This window comes from Bacteroidota bacterium (assembly GCA_016720935.1).
In the GTDB taxonomy this organism is placed as follows: Bacteria; Bacteroidota; Bacteroidia; order AKYH767-A; family 2013-40CM-41-45; genus JADKJP01.
This window is the reverse complement of record JADKJP010000006.1, coordinates 1,030,765-1,049,049: the sequence shown is the minus strand read 5'-3', so window position 1 is coordinate 1,049,049 and position 18,285 is coordinate 1,030,765. Positions and strand designations below refer to the sequence as shown.

Sequence of the window (18,285 nt, the reverse complement as noted above, 5' to 3'; positions counted from 1 at the left end):
AACTTAAACTTAACATTGCTTTTTGCATTCAGTCCGCTTTTCCAGCCATTAAAATCTTGATCTGTGACCTGATAATCTCTGCCACCATGTAAAAAAAAGCATTGGTGTCTTTTGAGTCGTTGCTACCTTAACGGGATTATACGTTTTCAAATCGAGCCAGTAAGCAGTCGAGAGACGCAAAATCATTGTTGTATCCTTTGCGTTTGCAGGTGTAAGTTTTTTAATTCTGGCTGCTTCATTACGAATGGAATCCAATACATTTTTATTTTTTTCAGCATTGATTGTTGTATCCTGCGCGATGATATACTCTGCCTGCATCGCATAAAGATCTTCAAGCGGACGACTGTTGGCTGCGAAATATATCAGGCCTTTTACATTTTTTGCTTTGCTATTGATTCTTGGAAGCAACATGCCACCGAAACTGTGTCCAAGAAGGAAAATCTGATTCGTATCAATACCGGGCTCCTTTTTTACCATTTCAATTGCTGCCAGAACATCGTCAACCATTTCCTCTTTTACCGTCATCTTTCTCATCATTTCCATCACTTTTCTCCCGGCAACACGTGTTCTTTTATCGAAACGAAGTACAGCGACTCCTTTCGCGGAAAGACCAATTGCTAAATCCTTAAATACTTTTGTCGGTCCGACAGTTTCATCACGGTCGTTTGGTCCTGATCCGTGAATAAGGATGACCACAGGATAATTTCCATCTTTAACAGGAAGTGTAAGTATCCCGGGAAGTTTGATATCGCCATTTTCAATAATAACATTTTTCTCTTTGAATTCTTCAGCCTTGTAGTAAGGAGGAAATTCATAATGCACTTTAATATCTACAGGAAGGAAAAATATTCCTTTAATCTTTTCATTCAAGCCATAAACCAACTTGAAATCAATTTTCTTTTTTTCGAAAACACAATGTTGAATTACGACATCGTAATTCTCCTGGTGATCGGTGGAAATACTGTCCACACCTTTCAAAGGACCGGCAGTTGCTACCATTCTGTCCCACACACCGGCAAGCTTTGCTGAGTCAAGACGATTGGAAACACTGCTGTCGAATTGCAAAGCAATTTTCCCGAATTCCTTTTGCTTCATTAAATCAAGAATGTCTTTTGAGCGGGGAACATAGTCCTTTGCAGGCGTTTGAGCCAACAATCCACAGGTGATTAAAAGGAAAGCACTAATGAGTAAGATATTTTTCATTGTCTTAGTTTATTTCAGATTCAACAGCATAGATAAAAGCCTGCACAACGGTGTCTGTTTGATCGGGGCTCAGATCATAATATACAGGTAAGGAAATTTCATTTTTATATAACGAATAGGTTTCAGGATAATCGCTGATCTTGTAACCCATCCCTTTGTAAAAGGACATCATTGGTACCGGAATGAAATGCACATTTACAGAAACATCCTGATCGAAAATTTTCTGCATGATGCGATCTCTTTTTACCTCATCAATTCCTTTGATGCGCAAGGCATACAGATGGTATGATGATTCCGCTTCGGAAGTTTTCTGTACCGGGAGAATCGCCCATGGTTTTGTTGCAAGAGCTTTCGAGTACTGATCGCAAATTTGTTTTCTCTTCACAAGAGTGTCCGCATCATAACGCTCAAGTTCAACCAGACCAATCGCGGCGAGAATATCCGTCATGTTCATCTTGTAACCTGCTTCCACGATATCGTAGCGCCAGTTTCCCTTCTGCATTTTCGCGAGCGCGTCTTTGTTCTGGCCATGCAGCGATTTCACGCAGAGTTCAGAGTAGATCGATGCATTGTCGAATGGTGCAGGCAAATTCAGAGCCACTGCTCCGCCTTCCGCGGTGGTCAGATTCTTCACCGCATGAAATGAAAACACGGAAATATCCGTGAGGGAACCTGTTTTCTTTCCATTGACGGATGCACCTATCGAGTGAGCAGCATCCGAAAGAACAAGAATCCTTCCCAACAATTTTTGAACAGCAGAATCCGGTACAAATTGTTTGCGAATACCGTCTTCAGCAACTAAAGCATTGATTGTTTTATAATCGCAAGGCCAGCCGCCGAAATCTACAGGCATAATTACTTTGGTTCGCGGAGTAATCGCTTTTCGGATCGCCTCCGGATCGATATTAAAATCCGGTTTCACATCCACAAAAACCGGACGGGCACCACAATGCACGATCACATTGGCAGTGGCTGAATAGGTATATGCAGGTAAAATTACCTCATCCCCTTCTTTTACTCCAAACCAGCGAAGCATCAGCTCGAGACCGGCTGTAGCGGAATTCAGACAAAGTACCGCAGGACAGCCAAAGTAAGCCGCCAGATTCTTTTCAAATAATTTTGTTCTGGGTCCGGTTGTAATCCAGCCGGAACGCAGCGCCGCCACTACTTCATCAATGATTTTCTGATCGATCCTGGGCGGAGAAAATGGAATCATAGGGATTTTTAAGGTTTGCAAATTTACTACTTCTTTTCCGATTCAGATTCCCTGCGAATGTAATGGTAAAATGATGAAAAATAAGAACGGGCTTTTACCATCAGCAGGAGTTGTCTCGGATCTGGACTTTGTGTTTTTGAAAAATTATAGGGATTGGACCATTGATAATACTGAGGTTTACTGCTGAAACGAACAGCACCATAATCATCGATTGCCAGATAGGACATCAAATCCACAGCGAAAAATTTTGATTTTACAGCTGTCTTTTGCAAAAGATCGGTACCTCCGTCAAAATACTTTGTATGTGATAAAGCAAGATTGTATAATGTGGGGAAAATGTCTTTGTGCGATCCCCAGCGGGATGTATCAATTTGCGATTTGCTGAGATAAGTTTTAGGAGCATAAAGAATCATCGGTACACTGAGTTTGTAATAACCCTGACTTTCCCTGAAATCAAAAAGCATGAGATTGTTGTGATCTCCGGTTGCAATGACTATGGTATTTTCGGCAAACGGAGATGATTTCAGTTCATCGAGGAAACGGCCAAGACAATCATTGGAATACTGAAGATTGGTCAGATTTTTCCGGGCCATCACCTCGTCTACTTTGAGGATTTTCCGGATGGAATCTGTCAATTGAACGGGATAAGGAGTATACGTTTCCGGTAGATGAAAAGGTGTATGATTGGTCGTTGTGAGTGCAAAAATCATCTGAGGTTTGCCCGCCGCGTTTTTCAGTTTATTAAAAACATGTTCGAATAAATATTCGTCGTAAACTCCCCATTCGCATTCCTTTGTCTTTGGATTTTCTGTTTTGATATTCGCGTCTCCTTCCACTATATCAAAACCCTGATGTGGAATAAAGGTGTTGATGTTTCTCCAGTTGAGCTTCCCTCCTGTTACAAATGTTGTCGTGTAACCGTTTTCCTTAAATGGTCTTGCGACACTGGATGTATAAGGAATCGTACAGTATTTGGATTGAGCCAGAGAAGTAATCGGTGTGTTCACCATGATTCCTTCCAGACTGTTGATGGTTCCGTTCTGACATGGAAGAAATTTTCTGAAAACAATATCTTCATGGAAATGCTTTTCAAGTTTCCCTAACACATTTAGTTGGGAAGAATGTAAAAAGAGGTTGTTATTGCTCAGACTTTCCATCAGGAAAAAAACAACATTCGGAGGATGCTTCTCTACAAAAGAATTGGTATCCGTAACACTGAAAAACCGATTCATGTATGTCGTATCAGTCTGTTCCCCGAAATAATCCCGGTAAGATTTCACCGGATCAGTATACATGATGGCTTCGATCTCTTCATCAAACTCCTTCAGTTTGTTTTGAATAGTCGCGACACTCAGGGCTTCCTTTAATGCAAAGACACCATTAACCGGAATCAGGTTGAGTTTTGCATTATCCGAAATATTCGCGTCGTCGATTTGAACAGGAAAAGTTCCGAAAGATGCCCGCATGCCTGAGAAAAAAAGTGCAAGCAGAACGAGAATCAATGCAACGGATGATACAATTTGAAATTCCTTAGGCTTTGCGGGAAACCGGAAGATTCTTTTAAAGAGAAAACGGAACGCGAAAATGATCAATGCAAGTCCGAGCAATACTCTGACCAGCGGATAATCGCTCCACACCGACTGCAGCACAGCGCCGGTATCGTCCTGGAAAAATCCAAAGATCAGAATGTTGATGTGTGACTGGAAATATTCGTAATAATAATAATCGACAATCAGAATGAATGTAAACAAGGGAAACAGTACAGAAAGAAACTTAGCAGTGAATCGATAAGTTCCCTTATAATAATTTTCCTTCCTTATAAACAGACCGATCAAAGCAAGGACGACCGGCAATACGAGCGCGTATCCCAGAACTACCGAATCAAATCTTACTCCAGTCAGATATGCTTTCGTGATCATCGAGGATGAAATAATTCCATCCTGTTCACTTATGACATGTTGGAAATAAAAATATCTGGAAAGAAAAAATAAAACGAAGCCTATTCCATACACCAGGAATATTCTGGATAAAAAATTTAGGAAGAGAGAAAATCTACGGATCATGATGCTTTGTTCCTGGTTTTAATCATATAGCTTCCCCAACAATACAACATTGAATTCATAAATGCATAAAATGCTCCAAGTGTGGCATGACTGATAATATCCGTAAAACCTGTGATGAATATCAAGGCGAGAAAACCCTGATACAGATAAAAACGATTTTTTACACTCTGGAAATACGGAACAAGGATGGATGCCAGGAGCAGCAACAAACCGGGTATTCCAATCATCAGCCAGGTATGAAAATAAGAACTGTGTGGATTTCTGAAATGTTCGAGCGCATACACATCGTTGTGATGTTCGTACAATTTTGTCAATTCATCCCTTGAATCTCCCGTTCCCACTCCTAAAAACCAATGATCTTTCAGGATTTCCATGCTGTATCGAAATTGCGCGAGACGGATGGTGGAACTATTGTAAACGAGAGAATCTGATGAAACCATGTTCTCCTTCTTTTCTGTTCCAAGATTACTGATCGCATCCGAAACCTGACCAAACCTGTTGTTCAGAGAAATACTTGAGTAGAAAAAGACTGCTGATAAGACTGTCAATGCAATAAACATTTTGTTCTTAAAGATTGCTTTGTTACCCGTCAGGAAGGCAGCGAGAACGAAATATCCAAATAATGCAAAGGCTACCAGGTAGACGATTCTTGAAGAAAGCAAACTCATCGCGGCAATTTCCAGAACAAATGCAGAGATAATAAACCAACGCGGTTTTATTTCTCCTGTCTGAGGGTAAAACAAATCCTGAATGAGAAACATACAGGAAACGATGAGAATCATTCCGTAATATGTTGGATGCAGAAATGCGGAAAACAATGCATAAAACATATGTCCGGAATCACCGGTGCTTATGAAAAAATAAATTCCGTGGAGAAAACAAAATAAGGTTGCAACGAAAGTTCCTGCAATAAATCCGTTTTTAATGAATGGAAATGATCCGGGTTTTGGTCGATGAGCCGCGAAGAGCAATGGAAAGATGAGCAGATTGAGATCATCCTGAATTTCCTTGAATCCATGACTCACATTTACTGTCCAGATCAAACCTATCACATGCATCAGAAAAAAAGCCAATGAAAATCAGGACAAATGGTTTTGACTTCAGCTCTTCAAGAAAGGATGAGGGTTTTAGTGTGATGATGGAAACGGCAAGCCAGAGCAATGTCAGGATGCTGGTCCCCAGAGGCCACATTGGGATACAGAAAGCTATAGCAAAAATCAGGACATCAGTAGGATTTCCTGTGCGGTTCAAAATCCTGTTCATCTGACCTCAGATTTTTCCAATACAAAAGCGAATGAATGATATTTCTGCATATTTCCCTTAAAAACCGGGCGTCAATAACCCAATTTTATGCTTTGATATTCAAGCCCACGAAAGTACAATTTACCGATGAAGTATAGATGTAATTCTTACAATTCCGGTCAATACAAAGTATTAAAAATCAGCACTTCATCTTGTACTTCCAACTCCCTGAATCCTTTGCCGGAAAATAATGAATTTGACTATACCCCGAATGTATCCCCATCCATAAGAAGTTTGGATCAGAAAGAACAGCCATGGCAGATAAATCAATAAACCCGGCTGTTTGGTTTTGCCAACGATTTTCAATCCAAAAACAATTCCCAGAAAAAGATGAAGCAACAGAACAGCTCCTAAAAACTTCCAGAACAGGGATGATAAAAATCCAAGTCCAAGGGAAGAAATAATAAAAACTACAAAGAGGAATGGCACCAATTGACGGAGTGTTGTCGGGCGACCAATTTTCAAAGAAACAAGTGGTTTGAAAAACCCATATTGATAAAACATTTTCATCACAGATGAAACGGTCGCTCTTGTAAAATAAGTCACTTCAATATCCGGAATGAGGTAAATCGTTCCCTGATTTTTGGTAAGTCTTGCATTGAACTCATCATCCTGATTACGCAAAAGCTCCTCGTCAAAATAACCGATGTGATCGAAAACAGAACGCTTGTAGCAACCGAACGTGACAGTATCTACCTGTTTGATTTCCTTGCTTCCAATTCTGAAATGAGCATCGCCTACTCCGAATGCTGAACTCATGGCCTGAGCAATTGCCAGGGCTTTCAGTGAAGAATCAGGAGGATTGCCGATACATAGTCCGCCAACATTATCCGCCTTCAATGACAATGAAGCTTTGATCAGGGAAGAAATATAATTCAGCGGATAAGAAGAATGAGCTCCTAAAATGATAATGTACTCCCCTTTTGATTCACGGATTCCCATGTTCAACGCGAAAGGAACGTATTGCTTTTTGTTCAATAATAATTTTATCCCCGGATTTTTTAGGGCATAAGATGATACTATTTCCCTCGTCTTATCAGTACTTCCTCCATCAGCAACAAATATTTCAATTTTATCCTGAGGATAATCCTGATGCAGCATTTGATCCAGCAAAGAGCCGATGTACTTTTCTTCATTGAAAGCAGGAATGACCAATGAAACCAGGGGAAATTCATTTCCATTGGTTTTATTCTGTTCCTGATTCATTCCAGCGGCATTCATAGATAGTCCTGTACCCGTTTGTTTATTCAAAAAAATTAAAGCAAAGTCTGAACAATTCGGGCAGCAGCATGTCCATCCCCGTACAAATCAATATTGAAATTCTTTTTTCCATTGATCAGATCAGAATATGCGGATAAGATTGCGGATTTGTCGGAACCGACCAGTACATTGAATCCATGGTCTACCAATTCTGTCCATTCAGTTTCTTCACGTAAGGTCACACAGAACTTTTGAAAAAAGAAAGCTTCCTTCTGTAAACCGCCACTGTCTGTAAACACCATACGACAATGACGTAAGAGTTCGAGCATGTCAAAATAACTGACCGGATCAATCAGTCTGACCTGGGGATGAATACCATGTTCATCCAGAAATTTTCTTGTTCGTGGATGCAATGGCATAACAACCGGAATATCCTTGTTCAAAGTATTGAGCGCGGAAATGATGCTTTCGAGTCGGCTTTTATCATTGGTATTTTGTTCACGATGCAGAGTACAGAGCACAAAGCTATCCAGCTTCAATCCACGCATGATGGAAGATTTGTCAGCTGCAAGCAGAGAGTAATAATCGACCGCATCTTTCATCACATCTCCGGATTTGATGCGCTTCGATGGGAAATATCCGAATCCTTCCATTTCGAGGTTTTTCATCGCTGTGTTGGTAGGACAAAAAGATAATCAGAGATCCGATCGGTAAGGATACGGTTGATTTCTTCCGGCATTTCCATATTGAAACTTCGCAAACCTGCTTCCACATGGGCGATAGGAATCTGGATCTTTTTTGCTGCCAAAGCACCGGCTAGTGTAGAGTTCGTATCTCCGTAAACGATCACCAGGTTCGGCTTCTCTTTCAGCAAAACGGCTTCGATACCTTTCAGCATTTCTGCAGTCATGGCTCCATGGGTTGTTTCAGTTACCGATAGCTGGAATGCGGGTTTTGGAATACTCATTTCTTCGAAAAAAACATCCGACATATTCGGGTCATAATGCTGACCGGTATGTAAAATTTTCTCTTCCACTCCACTGTGCTTTGCCAATTCACGACTCAGCACAGCAGCTTTTACAAACTGCGGACGCGCGCCAACGATGGTAATGATCTTTTTTGTCTCATGAATTGCCAAATGAATTATATACCGAAACCAATTGCTTACAACTTTCTTCCCATGAAAATTTTTCCATCACCATTTTTCTGCCCTCTTCTCCCATTTGCTCACGCAGTTTTGCATCACGAATGAGTGTTGAAATTGCAGCTGCTGTTTCTTCCACATTTTCAATTCCAACCGAGATTCCGGTTTTTCCTGGAATAAAAACCTCCTTCAAACCTTCCGCATTGCTTACAATCACAGGCTTTCCACAGGCGGAAGCTTCGAGAACGGAAACACCAAAACTCTCCCTGAGTGAAAGATTAGCAAAAATATCCATCTGATTATGATGTCGCTGCACTTCGCTGTAATTTACTTTACCTTCAAAGGTAGTTTGTTTCGAGATACCAAGTTCATTTACCAATTGTCTCAATTTTGGCTCTAATGAACCTTCTCCGACCAAAAGCAATCTCAATTTTTTATCCGGGAATTCCTTCACTGCAGCTGCAAAAGCCCTGATAAGAATTTCCGGAGCATAGATCGGTTCAAGTGATTTGATGGTTCCAATGACGATCTCTTCACTAAATCGCTTTCTCTCATCAGGAATAGGATGAAACACACTGGTATCAATCCCAAATGGAATTTTCATACAATTAAGATGAAAGGAGTGTTCAATTTCATGAGAGAGAATTGCACTGGAAGCTATTCTCACATCAGCTGCTTTCAGATTTCTCCGAATCAGGTTTCTGTGTAAAAATGATCGTTGTGGAAAATCAAGAAGGTCACTTCCCCAAGCTGATACAATCAAGGGATGAAATCCTGAAATTCTTCCAAGAGTTCCGTAGCTGCTCAGGTAATGCGCATGGACCAGATCCGGTTTGAAATCCTGAATTACCTTTCGCACTTTCCCTGCGGAAAAAAATATATTGCCTTGAGGATATCAGGAGAATAAAAATGCTTCTTCCCAAATCCATCCGATGCAAGCAATTGGATACCAAGTTGCGTGTACCAGTCGGAAACCGGTGCCGACAAAGAAAATATTCCTGTTTCAAATCCGGCATTCGCGACAGCACCGGCCCACTTCTGGGTGTGGGCGGAATTTATATCGGATAAAAGCAGGATTCGTTTCATAGAGAAATTCGTCAGCGAATTTTGGCTTCCTTCAGAATCAGGAAAGACCAGAATTTCTGCAAAGAAAAGAAATATGCTTTGCGTTTTGCAGAGAATGATGATCCAAATTGAAAAAGTATGCTAAACGTGGCGCAATGGTACATATCAGGACGGATGAAATCAGGTATATTATTAGAGGGTGAAGTCAGGATATTACATACAGAATCAAAATAGTAGTTATTTATTGGGAAAGATTGAATTCGGATATGAAATAAAAGGTGGTTTTCCTGACTTTGAGCATATAATAATATTACCCGCCAAAAAGAATCTTTCATGAAGATAATTTGCCGGTTGATTGCAGTAGCGGTTTTTCAAATTTATTAACATGTTTTGCATAATAGTCAAACCCAAGAAGCATTATGCATTGAGGTATTATTTTCAATTTCTTCTGAAATTAAAATTTTTGCCCGATTAAACCTGAGAAGAATTACCGACACATTGCAGACCGGGAATACTCAACGTTGGAATAATTTGTGCTTCAGTAAACGCAAGTATGAAAACCAAGTCAGGAAACTGAAAAAAGAACGTCCGTAATCCGAACTAATTTCAAGTTGTTCCCTGATAAAAACGGGAATGAGAGAACCTGTTTTTGAATCACTGTAATATCGAAAGCGGGATACAGGAAATTCGCAGCATACAAATTTTCCATTGAAGGAAAGGCAGCGCAAAATGTATTCGTAATCAAAACAACATCTGTAGGGTTTTAGAAATCCTATTTTATCTGTAAATGATTTTTTAAAAAAAGAACCGGGTTGGTAAATTCCGGGTACTCTGTTCACGAGTTCCTTTAACGTGAGTTGTTTTGCTTTGACGAGTGACAGAACCTTATCATTCGTGTCCATGTAGTGGATTCCGCCATAGATGTAATCAATTGTCGAATCGGATTTCAGCCTCTCAGCCAGCTTAAAAAAACCATCAGGATCAATATGATCATCCGTATTTAGCCAAGTCCAATATGTTCCTTTACATACTTCCAGTCCTTTGTTGATTGCATCGTACTGACCTTTATCTTTGCGGATATCAACATAATCGAGATCCGTCCGGTATTTTGAAATTTGCTCCTGAACAGCAGTGTTGGACTCACAGTCAATCAATAAAATTTCAATGGAAATATTTTTTTTCGCTGCAAGTTTTTTAATTGGGAAACATTCTCCAGCGTACTTCCGATGAATTTTTCCTGATTGAAAGAAGGAACTATGATTGAGAAGTCCATAATTTATTCGCGCCCTGATTAAAATATCTTGTCGCTATTTCCCCAACTCATACGAATAGGAATCAGACTTTGGAAATGGTGATCCAGTTGACGGAGTGCATTTTCGGCCGTAAAAGATGTTGTTGAAAGCGAGATTGCAGCTTTTGAAAGTAAGGAAGCACGTTCCGATGGTTCAAGAACCTTCTTTAACATTCTACTAATCTCCATTGGATCAGCCGGATCAAAATACAATGCACCTTCACCCAACATTTCCTTGTGTCCCGGAAGATCTGAACAAAGAACAGGACAGCCCAACATCCGGGCTTCCAGTTGAGGCATATTGGTAGGTCCGAGAAACGAAGGCATCACCAGTCCGCTGGCGTGTCGGTAAACAGCAAGCATGGCTTCGTTATCGATAAATCCGGGAAATACAACACGTTCATTCAGTCCAATTGTTTTTACAACTTCTTTGATATAAGTTTTGTTGCCTTTGTCAGATCCGGTAAGTACAAGTTGAATATCCTTATTTTCTTTTGCAAAAATGGCAAAAGCCTGAAGTAAATTGTAGTGATTTTTATGCGCCCAAAATTGGGCAGGGTAAAAGAAATAACGTTGAGAATTTAGTCTGAGTTCTTTCAATTTTGCCAATTGCACTTCCTCCTCTGCCTTTACATCCACTACACCTCCCGGAAACAAGGGAACAATTTTAATACGATCGGGATTCAGTCGTGTGAAATACATCAGCTCTTCCTTACCTGTTTGTGACTCTGCAAAAACAGCAAGGGCTTTAAAGATTCCTTTGGTATACCATTTATCACGGTAATCGAAGGAATAATTCATGCCCAATTCCGGAAAAGCATAAGAAGCTTTATGGCCAATATCCCAGTTGGAAACAACAAATGGGAAATTTGGTATTTTACGAAAGCCTTGAATGGGATAATAAACCATGTCCACAGCATTGGACCGAAGTATCGATTGCTGATGTTGATTCAGAAAACTAACCTTGTGGGAGATTCGGGCCAGCGATTTGTCTAAAAAACCCAATCCGGAAAATTGTAATTGAATATATTTTTTACGGAAAGAATAATACGAAGGTGAATTGTATCCAACAAAACAGACATCCAGTCCATTAGAAAAATTCCAGGAATCAATGAGTTGAATGAATTTATCATATAAAGCAAATCCACCACCGATCTGTTGTTTGTAATCAGACAATATCCAGACTGCAATTTTCATTCAGGCATGATGTTGGATTCGATTTATTCGTTAGTGGTTAATTTCATGCATTGTTTGGATCACTGTCTGCACATCTTTTTCGGACAGACCCAATCCACTAGGTAGATAAAAACCATTCCTTGCGAGTCTTTCCGCAACAGGATATTTTTCATTTAGAAAAAGTCCCATGTTCAGGAATACAGGTTGTTCGTGCATACACCAGAAAAAAGGCCGGGTGCCGATTCCTGCTGAGGTGAGTTCGGCGACAGTCTGTTCACATTTTTCACGGGTATCTGCGACGAGTCCATACACCCAAAAAATATTTTCAGCATAATCTGTTTTATCAAGCGGTAATTGAAATCCTTTCAGATTATGAAATCCACGTTGGTAAGCAAACCCGACATGTCTTTTTTTTCCGATGTGTTCTTCAATTTTTTCCAATTGTGCAAGACCGAGTGCAGCCTGCATATTTGTCATTCTGTAATTCCAGCCCAATTCATGATGCACAAATCGTCTTCCTTTCGGTTCAAAAGCAAGATTGCGAAGTTTGCGACAGCGTTCCGACAATTCAGAGTCATCACAAACCAGCATTCCTCCTTCTCCGGTCGTAATGTGTTTATTCGGATAGAAACTGAAAATGCTGATGGTTCCAAACGATCCACAGGATTTTCCTCTGTAAGTTTGTCCATGCATTTCAGCGGCGTCTTCTATCAATTTTAGATTGTATTTCTTGCAAAGCTCAAGCACGGGATCCATATCAACGGGAAGTCCGTATATATGAACAACGATTATAGCTTTTGTTTTAGCTGTTATTTTCTCCTCTATCCGGCTTACGTCCATATTCCAGGTTTGAGGATCTGAATCAACAAGGACAGGTTTTAATCCGGCCCGGACTACTGATTGAGCGGGCGATATTATTGTGAAGGCAGGAAGAATAACTTCCGATCCCGCTTCAAGACTCAGGGCCTGGACGGCAATATCAAGAGCTGCTGATCCGTTCGCCACGGCAATGCCATGGGTACGCTGAACATATGCTGCAAATTTGTCCTCAAAGGTTTTAATGAATGGTCCCTCAGATGAAATCCAGCCGGTACGAACACATTCTACGAGATATTTCTCTTCATTGCCATTGAGCAATGGAGTATTTACAGGGATCATTCTGAATTATTTTATAACCACATTTGAAATTGTAGTGGGTTCGAACCGTACTTTATCCTTTTCACCGATATAAGGCCCCTGTTTTACTTCTATCATTTCACTTGATTCCAGCATTTCAAAACCATGTCCACCTCCAGCAAGGAGAATCACGTCACCTTTCACAAGGATACGGCTTTCGAGGTATTGTTGGGTATCGCTGTAAAAATCAACACGAACTTTACCGGATTTCACAAATAACACTTCCTGTGTTTGCACTACTTCACGTGCAACAAGATTATGTCGATGCGGTTCAATAATATACCCTTTGGGTCGATTCATATATCCCAGTTGCTGGGAAAAATTATCGGGTGTGAAGAATGCAATACCCGGATTGTTATAATCTGTCCGAATGATGACTGCAATTAAAGTTTCCTTCTCCAGAATACGTTCAACCATTGGAATTAATATTTAAGTGTTCATTCATTGATCCAGTTGTTTTTCAATACCAAAGCACGCCAGTTGGAGTCAGAAATCAACTTTGCAAGATATTTAATTCCTGCCACATGATAATAGCATCCGGCCATATTCAACCGCCAGGAGTTTTTCTGAAGGATGAAATTGATCGAACATTTCAAGAATGCATATGCTATTTTCAGTAATGAAGCAAACATCCGTCTTCCCATTTGTATAGCAGAGGGCTGAACAGCACGATAATAGGTGTATGTATCGCAGTTTCCCTGGTTTGTAAGCCGTTTGTTCAGATAGGATTGAGTCATGCGGGAAGCCGGAATGATATGTCGGATCACCGATTTCCTGGTGAAAGCAAATTTATAACCTTTCTCCCGGATCTTGATATTCAGACCTGTTTCTCCATCTCCAATCCAGACACCTTTTGTATTTTCAGGATTAAACCCTCCTGTCTGGAAAAAGACTTCGCGGCGGATCATCTGGTGACAGCTGAAAACGTTGCAGTCTTTTTCAGAAACGATCAGATCGTAATCTGGATTATTGAGACTAAGCAAAGCGTTGTTGCAAAGATCCGGAATCCAGGAAGGGGGTTCAGATTCCCATTTCGGAAGCACGAGACCTGTAGCACTGGCGATTTTTTTATCAAGCTTAAATACACCCAGCAATTCTGTTAGTAAGGCAGGGTCCGCGATCATATCATCATCAGTGAAATACAGGAAATCACCGGTTGCGATTTTGGCTGCTGAATTTCTCGCAAAATGAACTCCCTGCCTTTTCTCTGAAAAGTACCGTATCGAATGGGTCTTATTATTTTCAATGAACCTTGTTACAACTTCTTTTGTATTGTCGGTTGAGTTATTGTCCGAGACAATTATCTCAAAATTCCCAACATTAAAATCCTGGTGCACAAAACTCTCGAGTGTCAGTTCAATGAACCTGCTCCTGTTGTAAGTAGGTATGATGACGGAGATTACCATTTCATAAATGCCTTTTGAACAAAATTTCCACTACGACGGGTCCATTGATAAATTTTATCCAATAATGAAATGTGGTGCAATTTCGTAAAGATTCTGGTTTTTAAACTTGACACAGTGTCCATATCCACATCTTTAAATGTACCACTGAGGAAACCTGTAGGTTTGTAATATAAATATTTATATCCGAAGGTTTTCAGGTAATAGCCATATTTCAATGCATCGGTCCTTGGTTTTGGCTTCAGATCCGCCTTGATGAGAGCCAGAGTTTCCGAATGTGAAGAAGGAATGTAGGCTGCTTCGAGATTGCAGTAAAAACTTTTCCCCAATAAAATAGATACTTTCCCCCAATAAACAGCTTCAATACCTGTAGAACTTCCAAACGTAATCGTTTTATTACACTGCATCATCAATGTGTAGGTACTCACCGGACTATCACTATCAATGATAGTTAGATTGGAATACTTTTTCAGAGCATATGCATCCCTAATCTGGCGATTGTTGAGACCTTTCAGGTTGGGATGAATTCTCAGGTAAAAGTGAAAGGAGTCAATACTTTCAAAATCAATAAGAATTTTTTCTATGCCTATTGCCTGGTTTTCGTACAATTCATTTTTCCACTCGGGGCCTATCGATTCATATTCGTCTTCCGAAGTATTGAAAATGGCAATGTTTTGTTTGTTGGGATTCCAGTCCGTCGGGAGCAAATTCTGTTGCTGGTCCTTCACAAATGAAACCCAAGCCTGTTCCTTTCCGCGCAATCTTTCTTCATAAAAGGTGGCACCAATCTTTTCTCGTTCATTCACATCCGCTTCATTCCATTTTCGTTCAAGCTGAATCGTAAAATTAGCTATATCATGCGGTGTTGTGTTGACTGTAATTCCATAATGGAAGATATCACATCCTCTTTCATGAATCCTGCATTCAACACCAGCCTGCTGTGCCGCACGCAAAACCGGTTTTGCATGAGCCACTCTTCCATTGAAGGCATAAATCAGATCGGGCTTCAGACTACGTATACTCTCTTGTGTGGCATAATAAATAGCAAGGGAAGAGTAAAAATAATTTTGAAACATGTCGAGATTATTCGATATCTGAGGTTCGGGATCCCTCAGTTCTGAAATGATGGAAGAACTAACCGCATATCCAATATCAAAATTCTCAATCTTCACCAATTTGAAAGCAGCCAAATCAGTGTAATTAAATTCAATCTGCTTGGCCTTTTTTACAAACTCAGAAGTATAAATTGATTTTGTAATGACTTTTTCACTCCCAAAAAGAAGTTTTTGTCCGATCTTCTGCTTGTCTACACAACGCAAACAAGGGTGCATTCGATGAGGAACATTGGTATCACAAACCGGTAGTTCCCCGTTACAAACAAAGCGGTAGACTGTATCCCCTTTCGCCAAATGATCCTGAAGTAACTCCAGTTCTGTTTCTGCATGATGCGGCCAAAGGGTATGAGTGCTATATAAAAAAACTACCATGATTTCTATAATGTAAACAGATCAGAGAAGATCCCAGGTCAGCGGAGTTCCCTGAACAACGGTTTTACGAATTTTCTTTCCGAGGATCATCTCGAAATATTTAGGCTCCAATCCGAATCCAGGACGAATAATACGCAGATTCTCTTCTGTGAATTCTTCACCTGCATTCATATCCTTTGAAATATAGATTGATCGTTTGAATTGTTTTCCCTTTTCCTCGGCGGCAAGTATCCCATAATTTATCTTTCCAAGAGACTCGAAAGCCCGCTTTGTCTCCACAACAAGTGAACTTAATTCCGCAGGTTCGAGAGAGAATGCGCTGTCAACACCTCCATCCGATCTTTTAAGGGTAAAATGCTTTTCAATTACCATTGCTCCCAGTGCGACAGCTGCTACTGATGTCCCTATTCCCATAGTATGATCAGAAAGACCAACAGGGCAACCGAATAGCTGAGACATGTGAGGAATAGTATTGATATTTGAATTTTCAGGTGTCGCCGGATAAGTGCTTGTGCATTTGAGTAGAATCAGGTCGTGGCAACCGGCATCCCGTAAGATCCGCACACTTTCATCAATGTCAGATAAAGTAGATACCCCCGTTGACATGATGATTGGCTTGCCTGTTTTTGCTACTTTTCGGAGCAAAGGATGGTGTGTATTTTCAAAGGATGCGATTTTATAGGCTGGTACGTTCAGACTTTCAAGAAAATCTACAGCTGTTTCATCAAAGGGAGAACTAAATGCCAACATTCCTTTCTCACGTGCCCTTGCAAAAATTGCTGTATGCCATTCCCAGGGTGTGTATGCAAGGCTGTACAAATCATGAAGTTCTTTGCCGTTCCAAAGGGAATTTTTATCCTGAATGGAAAAAACACCCTTCATAGTGATGGTGTCCGCTGTATAAGTCTGCAATTTTAAAGCATGAGCACCGGCATTAGCTGCAGCATCCACAATTTCGAGCGCACGGTCCAGGCTCTGGTTGTGATTTCCACTCATTTCAGCAATGATGAATGGTATGTGTTTGGCTCCTACAAGACGATGCCCTATTTGAATATCCTTCATGGCCTGAAGTTTTGAGTAATCAGTTTGTAACAGTAAATTCCTTTTTCAATAACACGGGTTTCATTTCCAAATCCCGCCTTCTTAAAAATTGCATAAGAAGATTTATTGCTATCTTTTATATAAGCCGTGATGAATTCGCCAGGATGCTTCTTCACAAAATCAGCACATGCTGTCCGGATCATCTCTGCACCCAAACCCAGTCCACGGAAATTTTGATCGATAGAAATTCCAATGACATTTTCACCGTCCGAATGTTCAATCCGAACTTGTCCTGCAGGAATATTTTCTTTAAAAAAAAGATACATGAAACAATCCGGTGATTTAAGTTTCTTTCCAAACCAAAGTACATGTTCCTGATAACTCACAGGTTCCTGGTGGAAGGAATTTTCACGAACTACCGGATCGTTGGTCCACTTAAAATAAAGATCAACATCTGAAATTTCAGCAAAGCGGAAGGTCAGTGAAGAAGCCGCTAATTGATTAAAAACATTAAGAATACGTTTTGGTGAATTACCATCAATCAAATTCTTTTGGTTTGCAACCATCTCCTCAAGCAATCCAGGAGTCTGTATTAAGTCCATAAGCTTCGTCCGGAATATTTCCATATCGATCTGACGGAGATCTCCCAGATTGATAAGAACCTTGTGTCGCGTCAATCCGTCAAGAACGCCTTTCTGGTTCTCAATAGTATAGCCGGAAATCATAGGAATTCCGACCGCGCAGCATTCCATGGAAATCGTGCTTGCCGGACATATGGCAAGTTCACACTGCCGCAAAATACTGACTATTTTTTCTGCGGAAATATCTTGATGAACCTGAATTTTCACATTGGTGATTTCGCCTGCGAGCTTTTGAACGAGAGGTGTATGTACATTCACTGCACCCAGCATAAGATGGATTTCCCGAATACCTTTAATGTTAGACAAGGCATTTGTAAATTTCATTGTGAGATTTTCGCTGTCTGATGCGCCCATATTCAAAAAAACTCGTGAAATTTCAGATCTCCTTCTTACTACGGTAGTATTTGCAATAAATGGTTTGCGTAGAAGGACATATTGTAGTCCAAGGAAAAAGCGAGTATAAGGTTCTGAAGAAAAATCAGATTGTTTGACTGAATCAGCAGAATTAAAAACTACATCTGCAACATGATGCCAGGAATGCAAGTCATCAATCAGCACTAATTTACATTTGATCGAACGAATTGATTTTTCGTAATCTGTTGTGAAATGATAACCATCTAAAACCACTATATCACTTCTGTTTAAATGCGGTAAAAAATTCAGTGCATCTATTTTATAATCTTGTACTTTTGGAAGAATCCAAACCTCCTTCACCACCTTCCGGATTTCAAAGAGTGTACTTTCCTCAGACTCCTGAATAGCAAATGAAACTTCATAAGTTTCACTGAGTATTTCAGCTAGGGCAAGGCATCGCACTACATGTCCCATTCCCTGGACTGCTCCACCATCTGCCCGAAGGATAATCCTGGGTTTCAAA

Annotated in this window: 16 protein-coding genes and 1 pseudogene; 1 reads left to right on the top strand and 16 read right to left on the bottom strand. The window is 40.3% G+C overall.

Annotated elements, in window-relative coordinates:
- Window positions 1-48: 48 nt before the first annotated feature.
- From IPP86_12520 to IPP86_12505, 4 genes are read right to left on the bottom strand one after another with little or no spacing between them, the layout of a single operon-like run.
- A complete protein-coding gene (locus IPP86_12520) occupies window positions 49-1,203 on the bottom strand; it encodes a DUF3887 domain-containing protein (protein MBL0139329.1) in 1,155 nt (384 codons plus the stop codon).
- Between the two features lie 4 nt (window positions 1,204-1,207).
- Window positions 1,208-2,419, bottom strand: a complete 1,212-nt coding sequence (locus IPP86_12515) for a DegT/DnrJ/EryC1/StrS aminotransferase family protein (protein ID MBL0139328.1) — start codon at window positions 2,417-2,419, stop codon at window positions 1,208-1,210.
- Between the two features lie 26 nt (window positions 2,420-2,445).
- Window positions 2,446-4,482: a sulfatase-like hydrolase/transferase gene (locus tag IPP86_12510; GenBank protein ID MBL0139327.1), complete on the bottom strand. Its 2,037-nt coding sequence runs from the start codon at window positions 4,480-4,482 to the stop codon at window positions 2,446-2,448.
- On the bottom strand, window positions 4,479-5,555 hold the full coding sequence (locus tag IPP86_12505) for an O-antigen ligase family protein (GenBank protein ID MBL0139326.1): 1,077 nt from the start codon (window positions 5,553-5,555) through the stop codon (window positions 4,479-4,481). The genes IPP86_12510 and IPP86_12505 overlap by 4 nt, the downstream gene beginning before the upstream one ends.
- On the opposite strand from IPP86_12505, the gene IPP86_12500 reads away from it, so the two are divergent.
- The gene (locus IPP86_12500; protein MBL0139325.1) at window positions 5,555-5,749 is read left to right on the top strand and encodes a hypothetical protein; all 195 of its coding nucleotides are present in this window, start codon (window positions 5,555-5,557) and stop codon (window positions 5,747-5,749) included. The two genes, IPP86_12505 and IPP86_12500, sit on opposite strands and share 1 nt — an antisense overlap.
- 182 nt (window positions 5,750-5,931) lie before the next feature.
- On the opposite strand, the gene IPP86_12495 is transcribed toward IPP86_12500, so the two are convergent.
- The 12 genes and pseudogenes from IPP86_12495 to pseG all read right to left on the bottom strand — a co-directional run bounded on the left by IPP86_12495 (window position 5,932) and on the right by pseG (window position 18,284).
- On the bottom strand, window positions 5,932-6,990 hold the full coding sequence (locus IPP86_12495) for a glycosyltransferase family 2 protein (protein MBL0139324.1): 1,059 nt from the start codon (window positions 6,988-6,990) through the stop codon (window positions 5,932-5,934).
- A 50-nt stretch (window positions 6,991-7,040) separates the two neighbouring features.
- Window positions 7,041-8,116 (bottom strand): annotated as a pseudogene (wecB, locus tag IPP86_12490) (UDP-N-acetylglucosamine 2-epimerase (non-hydrolyzing)).
- The gene (locus tag IPP86_12485; GenBank protein ID MBL0139323.1) at window positions 8,109-8,987 is read right to left on the bottom strand and encodes a glycosyltransferase; all 879 of its coding nucleotides are present in this window, start codon (window positions 8,985-8,987) and stop codon (window positions 8,109-8,111) included. The pseudogene wecB and the gene IPP86_12485 overlap by 8 nt, the downstream one beginning before the upstream one ends.
- A complete protein-coding gene (locus IPP86_12480) occupies window positions 8,975-9,214 on the bottom strand; it encodes a hypothetical protein (GenBank protein ID MBL0139322.1) in 240 nt (79 codons plus the stop codon). The genes IPP86_12485 and IPP86_12480 overlap by 13 nt, the downstream gene beginning before the upstream one ends.
- Before the next feature lie 494 nt (window positions 9,215-9,708).
- Entirely contained in the window at window positions 9,709-10,347 is a 639-nt protein-coding gene (locus IPP86_12475) for a glycosyltransferase (protein MBL0139321.1), read from the bottom strand.
- Window positions 10,348-10,484: 137 nt separating this feature from the next.
- Window positions 10,485-11,681, bottom strand: coding sequence for a glycosyltransferase family 4 protein (locus IPP86_12470; GenBank protein MBL0139320.1), 1,197 nt, complete (start codon window positions 11,679-11,681; stop codon window positions 10,485-10,487).
- Window positions 11,682-11,711: 30 nt separating this feature from the next.
- The gene (locus tag IPP86_12465; protein ID MBL0139319.1) at window positions 11,712-12,818 is read right to left on the bottom strand and encodes a DegT/DnrJ/EryC1/StrS family aminotransferase; all 1,107 of its coding nucleotides are present in this window, start codon (window positions 12,816-12,818) and stop codon (window positions 11,712-11,714) included.
- 6 nt (window positions 12,819-12,824) lie between these two features.
- Window positions 12,825-13,253 (bottom strand): hypothetical protein, encoded by a 429-nt coding sequence (locus tag IPP86_12460; protein MBL0139318.1) that lies wholly within the window; start codon window positions 13,251-13,253, stop codon window positions 12,825-12,827.
- Window positions 13,254-13,273: 20 nt separating this feature from the next.
- Window positions 13,274-14,242: a glycosyltransferase family 2 protein gene (locus IPP86_12455; GenBank protein MBL0139317.1), complete on the bottom strand. Its 969-nt coding sequence runs from the start codon at window positions 14,240-14,242 to the stop codon at window positions 13,274-13,276.
- The gene (locus IPP86_12450) at window positions 14,236-15,726 is read right to left on the bottom strand and encodes a hypothetical protein (GenBank protein MBL0139316.1); all 1,491 of its coding nucleotides are present in this window, start codon (window positions 15,724-15,726) and stop codon (window positions 14,236-14,238) included. Before IPP86_12450 ends, IPP86_12455 begins: the two co-directional genes overlap by 7 nt.
- 21 nt (window positions 15,727-15,747) lie before the next feature.
- A complete protein-coding gene (gene pseI / locus IPP86_12445; GenBank protein MBL0139315.1) occupies window positions 15,748-16,788 on the bottom strand; it encodes a pseudaminic acid synthase in 1,041 nt (346 codons plus the stop codon).
- Window positions 16,785-18,284, bottom strand: coding sequence for a UDP-2,4-diacetamido-2,4,6-trideoxy-beta-L-altropyranose hydrolase (gene pseG, locus IPP86_12440; protein ID MBL0139314.1), 1,500 nt, complete (start codon window positions 18,282-18,284; stop codon window positions 16,785-16,787). The genes pseI and pseG overlap by 4 nt, the downstream gene beginning before the upstream one ends.
- Window position 18,285: the final 1 nt, after the last annotated feature.

Bases quoted from the DNA above. Each gene is read 5' to 3' on its own strand.
- IPP86_12520 (MBL0139329.1), bottom strand. From the start codon at position 1,203: ATGAAAAATATCTTACTCATTAGTGCTTTCCTTTTAATCACCTGTGGA.
- IPP86_12515 (MBL0139328.1), bottom strand. From the start codon at position 2,419: ATGATTCCATTTTCTCCGCCCAGGATCGATCAGAAAATCATTGATGAA.
- IPP86_12510 (MBL0139327.1), bottom strand. From the start codon at position 4,482: ATGATCCGTAGATTTTCTCTCTTCCTAAATTTTTTATCCAGAATATTC.
- IPP86_12500 (MBL0139325.1), top strand. From the start codon at position 5,555: ATGAAAATCAGGACAAATGGTTTTGACTTCAGCTCTTCAAGAAAGGAT.
- IPP86_12495 (MBL0139324.1), bottom strand. From the start codon at position 6,990: ATGAATCAGGAACAGAATAAAACCAATGGAAATGAATTTCCCCTGGTT.
- IPP86_12480 (MBL0139322.1), bottom strand. From the start codon at position 9,214: ATGAAACGAATCCTGCTTTTATCCGATATAAATTCCGCCCACACCCAG.
- IPP86_12470 (MBL0139320.1), bottom strand. From the start codon at position 11,681: ATGAAAATTGCAGTCTGGATATTGTCTGATTACAAACAACAGATCGGT.
- IPP86_12465 (MBL0139319.1), bottom strand. From the start codon at position 12,818: ATGATCCCTGTAAATACTCCATTGCTCAATGGCAATGAAGAGAAATAT.
- IPP86_12460 (MBL0139318.1), bottom strand. From the start codon at position 13,253: ATGGTTGAACGTATTCTGGAGAAGGAAACTTTAATTGCAGTCATCATT.
- IPP86_12455 (MBL0139317.1), bottom strand. From the start codon at position 14,242: ATGGTAATCTCCGTCATCATACCTACTTACAACAGGAGCAGGTTCATT.
- IPP86_12450 (MBL0139316.1), bottom strand. From the start codon at position 15,726: ATGGTAGTTTTTTTATATAGCACTCATACCCTTTGGCCGCATCATGCA.
- pseI (MBL0139315.1), bottom strand. From the start codon at position 16,788: ATGAAGGATATTCAAATAGGGCATCGTCTTGTAGGAGCCAAACACATA.